Genomic DNA, 12,043 nt, shown 5'->3' with positions numbered 1-12,043 from the left:
AAAAAACTCACAACGTACTAGAAACTCTTGTAGAAAATTTAGTCCCTGGTAAGTAGCAGTTGTGCAATCAGGTTGTGATAGATTAAAGAAGTCAGGACTACGTTCGCGCAGTCCTGACTTCTTTTTGGATAGTTTCTTATACTATTCCTTGATTTTTCTTTCACGTACAAAATAGTAAACCGTCATATAGACCAAGAAAACGAAACCGATCATCAAAGAGATCCTTGTTTCAGGATTGATGAACATAAAGACCAATACGACTGCCAAAAAGGCTAATGACAGATAATTAGTATAAGGAGAAAAAGGCATTTTGAACGGATGTGACGTCATTTCTTGATGATGTGTCTTTCTAAATTTGATTTGACTGATCAAAATCACGATCCAAGGAATCATTCCGGGTAAGATACTGGAACTATAGACAAAAACAAATAAATCCTGTGTTTGGGAGTAGACTAATGGCAATAGATAGTTCAAAAGCAAGCCAATCAGAATACCAAACGAGATGGCTACCACTGGATAAAAGGGAACCCCATGACGTGTAAGTTTCAAAAACTTTTTAGACATTTTGCCGTTGATTGCCAATGTGTAAACCATACGACTGGCGCTGAAAATACCGGAATTACAACCAGATAAAGCAGCAGTGATGACAACAAAATTGATCAAACCAGCTGCAAACGTGATCCCGATTTTGGAAAAAGTTTGAACAAACGGTGATCCTAGTTCGCTTAATTGATTCCAAGGATAGATGCTGACAATGATGAAGATCGCCCCAATATAAAAAATCAAGATCCGCCCGATTGTTGATTGGACAGCGTCTACAATCGTTTTTTGTGGATCTTTCGCTTCACCTGCAGTCATCCCGATCAACTCGATTCCTTGGTAAGAGGCAACAACGATTGATAGGGCAAAAAAGAAACCTTTCACGCCACCTGTAAAGAAACCACCATTTTTCCATAAGTTTGAAATCCCGATTGCTTCTCCATGGTTACCAAATCCGAATAAAATGATGCCTAAACCGGCGATGATCATCAAAATAATTGTCACTACTTTAATAGTGGAAAACCAAAATTCTAATTCACCGAATGCTTTGACAGAAAAAAGGTTGGCGAACATCAAGAAAAGGATCACAACGATTCCTGGAATGATCTGGGGCAAGTCTGGCCACCAATAGTTCATATATTCCCCTACAGCAATTACTTCACTGATACCGACCACGATAAACTGAAAAATATTGCTCCAAGCCGTCAAATAACCTGCAACGGGATGGATGTATTCACTTGCATAGTTAGCGAAAGAACCGGTAGAAGGATCTAAATACAACATCTCGCCCAAGGCACGCATGATCAGGTACAAAAAGAAGCCTGCTACAGCATAAGCAACCATTACAGAAGGTCCTGTCCAACGGATAGTGGATGAAGCACCCATGAACAGACCGACACCGATCGTTCCGCCTAGCGCAATCATTTGAATGTGACGTGCACTGAGACTACGAGTTAATTTTTCTTCTTCCATACAAAAACTCCTTTTTTAAGTTGAGTGATAAAGTAAAAAATAAGTTTATTCTATAACTAGCAAACAAAATAACGCCCATTACTTTATAGCTCTTGATTGTGATTTTACAGAAAATTTTCGAAATTTGCGAGAAAAATCAAAAAAATTAGGTATAACACTTGTAAATGATTTTGATATTAGTTAAACTAAGTTTGAATAAAAAGTTAGGTACACCGAAAAGGAGTGGTAAGAGGTGTCTAAAAATGAAATATCCGTTAAAGATTTGACGGTTGCGTATCAAGGAAAGACAGTATTAAATCATGTATCAACAGTTATCCAAGCACAAAAATTTACAGGGATCATTGGACCGAATGGCGCTGGGAAATCTACTTTTATGAAAGCTTTATTAGAATTAGTTCCTAAAATTTCCGGTGAAATCACTTTCGATGGTCGCTCCATAAAAACGATTCGCAAAAAAATTGCCTATGTCGAACAGCGTAGTGAGCTGGATCTTTCTTTTCCGATCGATGTATTAGGAGTAGTTTTGTTAGGAACCTATCCATCCTTGCGCTTGGGGCAACGTCCTGGGAAAAAAGAAAAGGAACGAGCAAAGCAAGCCTTAGCGAAAGTGGACATGATAGATTATGAAAATCGACAAATCAGTGAATTATCTGGCGGACAATTACAGCGGATATTTATTGCCAGAGCCTTGGCTCAAGGCGCAGAATGGATTTTTTTAGATGAACCATTTGTTGGGATCGATGCGGTCAGTGAAAGAAAAATCTTTGCTATTTTGGATGAACTGAAAAATGAAGGGAAAACTATTGTGATCGTCCATCATGATCTGCACAAAGTCGAAGCCTATTTTGATGAAGTAATTTTATTGAATAAAGAATTGATTGCAGCTGGATCAGTTGACGAAGTATTTACTTCAGAAAATCTACAGTTGGCTTATGGGGAGATCATTGGGCAATTAGTTAAAGGGGTAATGGAAAAATGATTCAATCGTTTATTGAGGGGTTAATGGATTATCAATTTCTACAATATGCATTGATTACATCTATGTTAGTTGGATTGGCTTCAGGGGTGATTGGCTCTTTTATTATTTTGAGAGGGATGTCTTTGATGGGGGATGCGATTTCTCACGCGGTACTTCCTGGTGTCGCGATTTCGTATATGTTTGGTTTTAGTTACATTCTAGGAGCTACTGCATTTGGGATGTTGACAGCTGGAATAATCGGATTTGTCACACAGCGTAGCCGTTTGAAAAATGATACAGCTATTGGGATCGTTTTTAGTTCGTTCTTTGCATTAGGCGTCATCTTGATTTCTTTTGCTCAAAGTGCAACCAATCTGTACCATATCTTATTTGGGAATGTTTTAGCAGTTAGGGAAAGTGATATGTTGATGACTGCCATAGTGAGTGGGATCGTATTATTGTTTGTATTTATTTTTTATAAAGAACTGAAAATCACTTCTTTTGATCCGATGATGGCAAAAGCTTATGGGTTGAATACGACACTTGTTCACTATTTGTTGATGTTCTTCTTAACACTGGTTGCCGTCGTGAGTTTACAGACAGTAGGAACGATTTTGGTCATCTCGATGTTGATCACACCAGCAGCAACTGCATACCTATTGACCGATCGATTGGCAAAAATGATTTTTATTTCGGCAACAGTCGGCGTATTAAGTGCGATCATCGGTGTGTTTTATAGTTATAGTTATAATTGGCCATCTGGGGCGACCATCGTGTTGACCAGTGCAGTATTCTTTACGTTGGCCTTTTTATTTTCACCGACTAAAGGGATTATTTTTTCAAGAAACAGAACGAAAAAAAATGCCGAGTCGTAAAAAATCTAACGAATAGAAATGGAGTATGTACATGAAAAATAAACTGAATATCTTATGGTTAATGGGAGCTGTCTTATTTATTTTTGCAGGTTGTGGCAGTTCCGCAGCAGAAGAGAAAGAAGAAAACCTGACAGTCGTAGCAACAAATTCGATTATCGCCGACATGGCAAAAGAAGTTGGAAAAGAACATGTCGATGTTCATAGTATCGTCCCTGTTGGAACTGACCCACATGAATACGAGGTATTGCCAGAAGATATCAAAAAAGCAAGTGATGCTGATGTCATCTTGTACAATGGGCTAAACTTGGAAACAGGAGATGCTTGGTTTGAAAACTTGATGGATACGGCAAATAAAAAAGAAGATGAAGACTATTTTGCAGTAAGTAAAAAAGTTGAACCACTTTATTTGACTGGTGGAGAATCAGAGACAGAAGCAGATCCGCATGCGTGGTTGGATCTTTCAAACGGAATCAAATATGTACAAGAAATCACACGCATCTTTGCTGAAAAAGACCCAGACCATGCTACGCAATATGAAGAAAATGCAGATGCATATATCGGAAAATTGAAAGAATTAGATAAACAAGCGAAAGAGAGTTTTGGATCGATTCCAGACAATAAAAAACTATTAGTAACAAGTGAAGGGGCTTTTAGATACTTCTCACAAGCATACGATTTACCAGCAGGGTATATTTGGGAAATCAACACAGAAAGCCAAGGTACACCTGAACAAATGCAATCGATCATTAGCCAAGTTCGTGCTTCGGATGTTCCAGTTTTATTTGTGGAAACAAGTGTTGATCCGAGAAGTATGGAACGTGTCGCAAGTGAAACAGGTCTTGAAATCTATGATGAGCTATTCACTGATTCTATTGCAAAAGAAGGAGAAACTGGTGATTCTTATTATGGAATGATGAAATGGAACATCGAAACGATCCACGATGGTCTATCTCAAGAAAAGAAATAATCACTAATCGATCGAGCTAACAATCTAATAAAAGAGGCAAAAGTGTGTAGCCTCGATAAATAAGGCGTCATCCACGAAAATTGTTCTTTAAATTTTTGTGGATAGCGCTTTTTTTTTGAAGAGATTCCTTCTGTTCCTTCCGTTTGCTCCGTTTTTGGAGACGTGAGGACTAATGCCTCCGTACTTTATACAAATAAAAATTCGTTCGTTTATTGTTTTAAAGATACCAATTTTAGTGAAATTCCGTTATAGTTAAAAGAAAGGAAAGGAAGGTGAAGCTATGAATTTTACTAGCAAAGACAAACAATTGATTGCAAAAGAAATAACAAAAAAAATCAACCAACTAGAAAATAAAGAGAAAGATCAAGATCTCTTATTTCTTGAAGCAGAAATGGCGAAAGCGTTCATAGCAAGCCCAGAAGAATTGGAAACAGAGGAATACCCTGGGAAATGGTTATTTGATGATTTTCAGCCATTAGATGAAGAAACAGGCATTGGCTACTTTGTCTTTCTTTCATCCGTCGGTTTTACTCCTGGCGTATTAGTCAAACAAGAGAATGAACTAAAGGTTCAAGCATGGCCTGCATTGTTTTCTTTGATAGGGACAGAGGGTGTGATTCCAAAAATCCAATCCGCATTTTTTAAGAGTGCATTTATCGCAAATAGCAAACTTATGAATACGTATTATAATCGTTTAGTAGAAATTGCTCGTCCAGGAGAAATTCCACAAACGTTCACTTATGGGCAACAAAAAAATCTATACGAAGATGTTGTTTATTCACGGGATCTATCTGGGTTCTCACCAAGAGAACAACTCCGTTTACATGAACTACTTCACACAAAACCTGTTTCGCTGAACTTTTTCAATGCATTAGACCAACGTCGAAAATGGGTATCTGTGAATTTCTGGGAAGTTTTTGCGGCTAGACATCGTTGGATGGAAGAAAGAAAAATCCCAGATCAGCAGATCCAATTCGTTCAATTGAAAAAAGAACGATTATATTACGGATTATATAGTCGTGTCTGATCGAGGGTGGTAATGATGGTACTAACATTAAAGGAAGAAATCATTCAAGAAAGTAAGCGAATCGGGATTGATAAAATCGGGTTTACTACAGCAGAGCCATTTGATCATTTGAAAGAATCGTTGGTAGAACAAAAAGCTGCTGGACATACTTCTGGATTTGAACACCCTAATATCGATGAACGTTTATATCCGGAGATGACGTTTGATCGACCAAAATCAATCATTGCAATTGCTTTAGCGTATCCTACAAAGATCCATGAAAAGATGCCTAGAGATGAAAAGCGTGGACAGTTTGCTCGTGCTTCTTGGGGCATCGACTATCATGATGTCTTACGGGATCGTCTGCAACAATTGATTTCATTTATTGAGTCACGAGCGACACATTGGCAAAAGGAAGAAGAATGGCGCTTGGCGCCGCAAGTCGATACAGGTGAGTTGATCGACGTAGCTGTGGCGCAACGTGCTGGTTTAGGGTTTATCGGTCGAAACGGATTATTGATCACAGAGGAATTTGGCTCGTTTGTCTATTTAGGTGAGATCGTGACCAATATCGACCTAGAACCAGATGCTCCTGGTGTCTTTGGGTGTGGCGAATGTACGCGTTGTGTGACGGCTTGCCCAACGGATGCGCTTTTAGGTGATGGTCGAATGAACGCTAAACGCTGTTTGTCTTATCAAACGCAGACGAAAGGCATGATGCCAGAGGAGTATCGAAAAAAGATGAGCAACGTCATTTATGGTTGTGATATCTGTCAGTTGGTATGTCCTTATAATAGAGGGAAAGATTTTCACTTTCATCCAGAAATGGAGCCAAAAGTAGACGAAGTCTATCCGAAACTCACCCCCATGTTAACGATCTCTAATAAAGAATTTAAACAGCAATACGGTCATTTGGCTGGTTCATGGCGTGGCAGGAAACCTCTTCAACGAAATGCGCTGATTGCCTTAGCCAATTTAGGAGAACGTGCTGCTTTGCCTCATATTGAAGAGTGTCTAAGTGATGTCCGTCCAGTGATTCGCGGGACAGCAGCGTGGGCAATCGGTAAGTTAGGAATCAAAGATCCTAAAAAATGGCAAGAGGTATTAAGTTGCGCACTAGAAAAAGAAACAGAAGAAGAAGCAATCCATGAAATGAACCAAGCAATCCAATTGTTACAAAAGAAAAAAAGTTCTAAAAAATGAATTTTTTACTCAAACACGTCATTTTTCCCAGTAATTGTTGTAACAATTACTGGTTTTTTTGTGTTTATTATATTAATTATTGGAAAAACGAAAAGAATTTCGCAGATAAATACCATAAATTGAAAAAAAATTATTCTGAATATTACAGAACATAAGTTTTTCAAAAGTATCTGCGGAAGAGTTAGAAAACGATTTCGACGTTGATTTATAAAGATTCTACGACTTTAGTCCTAGTTTTTCGGAAAATCAAATATTACAAATATTAAAAATGTGACGATTTTGTCATTAAATGTCATAATTCCTTCACCTATGAAATATTTCTAGATGATAAAGTTAGTGACGTTGAAACAAATCAAAGAGAAAAAAAGGAGCTTACTATGAATTCAATTAAAAAGATCGTTTTGGGGACAACTGTTGCCGCTGGAGCAACTGCAATGTTTGTAGGGACTACTGCTCATGCAGATGAAGTCTATACAGTAAAAGCTGGAGATTCATTATCTAAAATCTCACAAAAATTTGCAGGTGACAATTCACTGATAAAGGCTATTGCAGAGCAAAATTCGATTGACGATATCAACCGCATTTTCGTTGGTGAAGAATTAACAATTCCAACTGACGCTTCATCAGTAAAAACAACAGAAGTAGCACCAACAACTGAAAAAGTAGAAACTCCTGTAGTAACAGAAACACCAGCGCAAGAATATACATATGTTGCGCCTGTTGAAACAGTTGAAGTAGCACCAGCTACAACTACTGTAACAACAAACAGCAACTCTGCGAAAGAATGGATTGCACAAAAAGAATCAGGTGGTTCTTACACTGCAACAAACGGACGCTACATCGGACGCTACCAATTAGATTCAGCATATTTGAACGGTGACTACTCACCAGCGAACCAAGAACGTGTTGTAGAAGAATACGTTGCTGGACGCTATGGTTCATGGGATGCTGCAAAAGCATTCTGGTTAGCAAACGGTTGGTACTAAGATAACCATCAATTTATGATGTCAAAAAAGAGGGCTACGCAAGTAGGCCTCTTTTTTTCTCTTCATTTACAATCGTGAAAGATACGTATCGATCGGTTTTTGATAATGATCACCTCGCCAAATCCCTGTATTGATATACTCTGCAATCAAATAGCCGATATAAGGGCCGGTAGTCAAACCAGAGGAGCCTAAGCCGCTTGCGGCAATCAAGCTTGGTTCCCCTGGGACAGGGGCAAAGAACGGCGCAAAATCGGATGTGTACGCACGAGTACCTACTCGCATGGTGTGTTTCCATGTAGCAAGCTGATCGGGTTCAGCTAAAAATGGCACTGTACTTTTTATCAATTGCAGATAAGCAGATTCAGTAGGAGTCAAATCCCAGCCTCCATCATTTTCATGGGTTGCGCCTACCAATATAGTTCCATCTTTGAATGGGATAAAATCGGCTTCCCCTTCCAACATGGCGACAGGCCATTCTTGACTGTTTACATAAGGTGTTTGAAAAACGATCAACTGTCCTTTTTGTGGACGAATATCGGCATGAAAGCCAACCTGCTCCAGTAATGGCTTCAATGAAGGGCCAGGCGCTAATATGACTCGGTCAAAGCTAAGATGTCCAAAAGCACCAGAGACGATCCATTGTGCAGATTCTTTGCGTAACTGGACACGTTCAGAGATTACTTTGACCGTTTGTTTCTCCAATCGTGTGGCCAGATGAGATAGGTAGGCATGGCCGTCTAAACGTCCCCCTCCACTTACAAATAACGCAGGTGTTGATTTTAACAATGGAAGAGTCGTGGCTGTCTCTTCAGCCCTTAACAGCGAAATATTGCCGATTTCAGGTGCGTCTTTCTTTCGTTCTTCGGCCACTGCAGCAAGATCTTCCAACGCTTCTTTTTGGCGAAAGATCAGTGTACCGGATTGTTTATAGATGGAATCATCAAGTGATAGATCCTGGATTAGTTTTGGGAAAAAAGCCGCACCATCTTTTGCTAACTGATACCACTGTTTATTTCGTCTTTTTGAAAGCCAAGGCGAGATGATGCCTGCACTAGCGCGAGTGGCTTGTCCTTCTTTTGCATCAAATAAGGACACCTCAAATTTAGAGGTGTCTAAATAGTTGGCTAATGTCATACCGATGATGCCACCACCGATAATAGCAATTTTTTCCATAGAAAAACCTCCTTTACTTATCTACCATCTCATAGAACCATTAGAGATACAATATTTTATCCAAGGATTTTTTTCTATTTCATATGAACAAATGTATGGACAAAACTGATTATTGATCAAATTAGAGACAAAAAACAAGGAGGAGTGAGCTTCATTCTCCCACACCTCCTTATATATTAATTTTGTATTTACTTAGGCTTTTGCACCATATGGCGGATAAATAGGATCAAACTAATGAGCAACAAGCCAAGTAGGACGCTTAAAGCAACTTTTGATCCTAACGTTGTTGCTGCTTCATAACTATCTGAACGATGGTCTTGGAAAAAGTTGATGATCACAGCGACTAGCGTAGTAGCGACAGCTCCGGAAAATTGTTGTAACGTATTGAATACAGCGTTACCATCACCTTGTAATTCCATCGATAAAGCATTCATTCCAGTAGTCATCATATTGCTATAAGACAAACCAATACCGATCATATAGAAGAAATGACAGGCAATCAAAAAAACTAATGATGCGTGACCTAAAATAAGCACAAGGACGGTCCACCCGATAAGTGAAAATAAGAGACCAATAAAGATTGGCTTTTTAGGTCCATGTTGGTCGAGTAACTTTCCAGAAAAAGGAGATAAGAGGGCACCAATGGCTGCACCTGGTAGCATAGCTAGACCAGCGACAAAGGCATTGTTTCCTTGGACGATTTGGACGAAGTTCGGTAGGACAAAAGAAACACCAAGTAATAAAAATTGATAAACTAAAAAGCTAAATAAGAATAAGCAGAACGTATGATTTTTAAAAATTTCAAGTCGGATCAAAGGATGATCGGCTTTTTTTGTTCGTTGATAGAAAAGAATAAATCCTAAAATGGCGATGATTAAGGATACCCAGCCAACCCAGTCTCTAAACATGCTTAGAAAAGTTAAGCTTCCACTGAACATCAGACTAACACCAAGGACGCTGGGCAAATCTAAGCGGCCACTTTTTTCAACTTTAAATTTAGGAATTGCGTATAAGCCAATCCCAAGTGAAAGGAGTAATACTGGCAATAGAAAGAGAAAAATATGACTCCATGAGAAATTAGCAGTCAAAATCCCACCATACGTAGGACCAATCGCGGGGGCAATGGCGGTTGTCAAAGTACCAAGGCCCATCATCGTTCCTCTTTTTCCCAGAGGAGCAAAAGTCAAGATGATGTGAAACATCAATGGCAAGGCTATCCCTGTCGCAGCACCTTGGAGTACCCGCCCTAAAAGCAGTAACAAGAAGGTAGGGGAAAAGTAATCGACCAACAACCCAGCAATAAATAGTAAATTGGAACACAAGAAAAGGGTTCTCAGACTAAAGTTTTTGGTCAGATAAGTTGAAAGTGGCACAATGATCGCAATCATTAATAAGTAAATGGTTGTTACCCATTGTACTTGGGAGGTACTGATTTGAAATTCCTGAATCAGTGTTGGGAAGGTCACGTTCATTGCGGTTTCGATCAAAACGCCTGAAAATGACATGATCCCAGTAGCAAGTACGGCCGGCACTAACTGTAGTTGTTTTTGTTTTTGCATGTTTTTCACCTCTAATTTATTCGTAAAAAAAGAGAGAGATTTCTATTCGAAAATAGAAACCGCCTCTCTCTCGACACGCTAGGCGTGTTATCTGTACGATTTATCGTTCGGCTTATTCTAGCATAAGTCTAAAAATAGTGTCAACCAGATTAGCCAATCCAATGTAAAAGAGTTATGATAGTAGTGAAGAAGAAAACAAGGAGGGCCTATGGAAAAAATCGAATGGAGAAAAACCGACCCTAGTTATCGTATGTCAAAGAAACCGCAATTGATCACACTTCCTGCTCAAAAATTTTTTTGTATCAACGGAATAGGTGATCCAAATGGAGAAGAATTTAAGCGTCGTGTAAGTAGTTTATATGCTGTTAGCTATACGATCCGAATGGCACCTAAAAATGATTGGCTAGTTCCTGATTACTCACCTTATACTGTGTATCCTTTAGAAGGTCAGTGGGGACTGCAAGAAAAATTTTTGAATGAACCATTGATGTTAAAAGAGCATTTTTCTTATCAGTTGATGATCAAGCAACCGGATTTTGTGACTCCTCAAGTTGCTGCAGAGGCGTTAGTGCGAGCCAAAACCAAAATTCCAGAAGATCTCGCGAGTCAGCTCGTTTTTAAGACGATCGAAGAAGGCCTTGTAGCGCAGATCTTACACATTGGTTCCTACGACGATGAACCAGAAACATTTGAAAAGCTGGCTTTATTTCTCAAAGAAAAAGGCTATCGCCGAACTTCGAAGGAGCATAAAGAAATCTATCTGAGTGATCCCAGAAGGACGGCGCCAGAAAAATTAAAGACGATTTTGCGAGTAACTGTTGAACAAGACAAATCATTCGAAGTGTCAGATATTAACTAAAAGAAAGAAAGACTCCCTGTTTTTTTGCTATAATAGATACGAAGAGGTGTTTTTTGTATGAAAAAAAATCAACGACAATCATTGATTCGCCAATTGATCACGGAACATGCGATCGGTACGCAAGAGGAATTATTGAATCATTTGCAACTGAACGGGGTCAATGCAACGCAAGCAACGATCTCACGAGATATACGTGAGTTGAAACTTGTGAAAATCCAAGATGAGAATAAACAAATACGCTATGCGTTGTTCAATAAACAAGCGGATTCTTTGATGGAAGATCGCTTGCGAAGTGCGGTCAAACGAGAAGTATTACGAATTCAACGGATTCAATTCATGATCGTTGTCTTAACCGAAAAAGATGGTGCGGATGTGGTAACAAACTGGTTAGATGAAGTGGATTATCCAGAAGTAGCTGCAACGATTGCCGGCGTTGATACGTTCATAGTCATTTGTCGCACAGAAGAAGAAGCCCAGACTTTCGCTGAAAAATTAGAGCAAATGAGAGAATAGGCTCACTTTTAGTCTAATGATCAATGGAAGCGCTAAACATATTGACGTTGTGTAAATCCTACTAAATTCCATGGATACTGGACTTGCAAGAATGGTACGAAATGATTAGAAGGATGTCTGTACAATCTGGATCATTCTAAAGTTGCAATCAATTTGAATAAGCATATAGTGAAAGAGGGGCGAGCAGTCCAGTGATGACAAATATGATCATTTTCCTGACGATTTTAGTTTACGGCGTCAATTTTTTGGCATTTATGTACATTAAAATAAAAGAGATCAAAAATTACCTGGAAAAAATTGCAATCTATTTTGGTGTGAACATGACATTGTTGTTTACCAGTAGTATTTTCCTATTTTTTGGTAAGATCGTCGAAGACGGAATATTGTTGATAGAATAATAGAAAAAACTGATGCCCATTAATATAGGGCATC

At 38.9% G+C, this 12,043-nt stretch carries 12 protein-coding genes; 9 read left to right on the top strand and 3 right to left on the bottom strand.

Annotated elements, in window-relative coordinates; genetic code table 11:
• Positions 1-141: 141 nt before the first annotated feature.
• On the bottom strand, positions 142-1,512 hold the full coding sequence (locus P3R27_RS10485; RefSeq protein ID WP_034688983.1) for an amino acid permease: 1,371 nt from the start codon (positions 1,510-1,512) through the stop codon (positions 142-144).
• A gap of 232 nt (positions 1,513-1,744) precedes the next feature.
• Between P3R27_RS10485 and P3R27_RS10480 the strand changes: the two genes are divergently transcribed.
• The 6 genes from P3R27_RS10480 (at position 1,745) to apf (ending at position 7,507) form a co-directional block, all read left to right on the top strand.
• The gene (locus P3R27_RS10480) at positions 1,745-2,491 is read left to right on the top strand and encodes a metal ABC transporter ATP-binding protein (protein ID WP_034688981.1); all 747 of its coding nucleotides are present in this window, start codon (positions 1,745-1,747) and stop codon (positions 2,489-2,491) included.
• Positions 2,488-3,345 carry a metal ABC transporter permease gene (locus P3R27_RS10475; protein ID WP_126133931.1) on the top strand — a complete coding sequence of 286 codons (858 nt, stop codon included), beginning with the start codon at positions 2,488-2,490 and terminating at the stop codon, positions 3,343-3,345. Before P3R27_RS10480 ends, P3R27_RS10475 begins: the two co-directional genes overlap by 4 nt.
• A 31-nt stretch (positions 3,346-3,376) precedes the next feature.
• A complete protein-coding gene (gene efaA, locus P3R27_RS10470) occupies positions 3,377-4,312 on the top strand; it encodes an Mn/Fe ABC transporter substrate-binding lipoprotein EfaA (protein WP_126133932.1) in 936 nt (311 codons plus the stop codon).
• Positions 4,313-4,592: 280 nt separating this feature from the next.
• Positions 4,593-5,339, top strand: coding sequence for a hypothetical protein (locus P3R27_RS10465; protein ID WP_034688974.1), 747 nt, complete (start codon positions 4,593-4,595; stop codon positions 5,337-5,339).
• A 15-nt stretch (positions 5,340-5,354) separates the two neighbouring features.
• Positions 5,355-6,521 carry a tRNA epoxyqueuosine(34) reductase QueG gene (gene queG / locus P3R27_RS10460; protein ID WP_034688971.1) on the top strand — a complete coding sequence of 389 codons (1,167 nt, stop codon included), beginning with the start codon at positions 5,355-5,357 and terminating at the stop codon, positions 6,519-6,521.
• Positions 6,522-6,898: 377 nt separating this feature from the next.
• Positions 6,899-7,507: an aggregation-promoting factor gene (gene apf, locus P3R27_RS10455; RefSeq protein WP_023519180.1), complete on the top strand. Its 609-nt coding sequence runs from the start codon at positions 6,899-6,901 to the stop codon at positions 7,505-7,507.
• Between the two features lie 66 nt (positions 7,508-7,573).
• Here the strand turns inward: apf and P3R27_RS10450 are convergent, their stop codons facing one another.
• Positions 7,574-8,680, bottom strand: a complete 1,107-nt coding sequence (locus P3R27_RS10450) for an NAD(P)/FAD-dependent oxidoreductase (protein WP_126133933.1) — start codon at positions 8,678-8,680, stop codon at positions 7,574-7,576.
• 188 nt (positions 8,681-8,868) lie between these two features.
• Positions 8,869-10,239, bottom strand: a complete 1,371-nt coding sequence (locus tag P3R27_RS10445) for an MFS transporter (protein WP_034688966.1) — start codon at positions 10,237-10,239, stop codon at positions 8,869-8,871.
• A gap of 208 nt (positions 10,240-10,447) precedes the next feature.
• On the opposite strand from P3R27_RS10445, the gene P3R27_RS10440 reads away from it, so the two are divergent.
• The 3 genes from P3R27_RS10440 (at position 10,448) to P3R27_RS10430 (ending at position 12,009) form a co-directional block, all read left to right on the top strand.
• The gene (locus P3R27_RS10440; RefSeq protein WP_034688964.1) at positions 10,448-11,098 is read left to right on the top strand and encodes a GyrI-like domain-containing protein; all 651 of its coding nucleotides are present in this window, start codon (positions 10,448-10,450) and stop codon (positions 11,096-11,098) included.
• Between the two features lie 57 nt (positions 11,099-11,155).
• The gene (locus P3R27_RS10435; RefSeq protein WP_034688962.1) at positions 11,156-11,611 is read left to right on the top strand and encodes an arginine repressor; all 456 of its coding nucleotides are present in this window, start codon (positions 11,156-11,158) and stop codon (positions 11,609-11,611) included.
• 191 nt (positions 11,612-11,802) lie between these two features.
• Positions 11,803-12,009, top strand: a complete 207-nt coding sequence (locus tag P3R27_RS10430; RefSeq protein ID WP_023519183.1) for a hypothetical protein — start codon at positions 11,803-11,805, stop codon at positions 12,007-12,009.
• Positions 12,010-12,043: the final 34 nt, after the last annotated feature.

The sequence above is a fragment of the Enterococcus spodopteracolus genome (assembly GCF_030441955.1).
Classification (GTDB): domain Bacteria; phylum Bacillota; class Bacilli; order Lactobacillales; family Enterococcaceae; genus Enterococcus_B; species Enterococcus_B spodopteracolus.
Note: the sequence above shows the minus strand (reverse complement) of the source record. Positions and strands in the feature narration are given on the sequence as shown.

Coding starts and splice junctions, on each gene's coding strand:
- P3R27_RS10485 (WP_034688983.1), bottom strand. CDS start 1,512: ATGGAAGAAGAAAAATTAACTCGTAGTCTCAGTGCACGTCACATTCAA.
- P3R27_RS10475 (WP_126133931.1), top strand. CDS start 2,488: ATGATTCAATCGTTTATTGAGGGGTTAATGGATTATCAATTTCTACAA.
- efaA (WP_126133932.1), top strand. CDS start 3,377: ATGAAAAATAAACTGAATATCTTATGGTTAATGGGAGCTGTCTTATTT.
- P3R27_RS10465 (WP_034688974.1), top strand. CDS start 4,593: ATGAATTTTACTAGCAAAGACAAACAATTGATTGCAAAAGAAATAACA.
- queG (WP_034688971.1), top strand. CDS start 5,355: ATGGTACTAACATTAAAGGAAGAAATCATTCAAGAAAGTAAGCGAATC.
- apf (WP_023519180.1), top strand. CDS start 6,899: ATGAATTCAATTAAAAAGATCGTTTTGGGGACAACTGTTGCCGCTGGA.
- P3R27_RS10450 (WP_126133933.1), bottom strand. CDS start 8,680: ATGGAAAAAATTGCTATTATCGGTGGTGGCATCATCGGTATGACATTA.
- P3R27_RS10445 (WP_034688966.1), bottom strand. CDS start 10,239: ATGCAAAAACAAAAACAACTACAGTTAGTGCCGGCCGTACTTGCTACT.
- P3R27_RS10440 (WP_034688964.1), top strand. CDS start 10,448: ATGGAAAAAATCGAATGGAGAAAAACCGACCCTAGTTATCGTATGTCA.
- P3R27_RS10435 (WP_034688962.1), top strand. CDS start 11,156: ATGAAAAAAAATCAACGACAATCATTGATTCGCCAATTGATCACGGAA.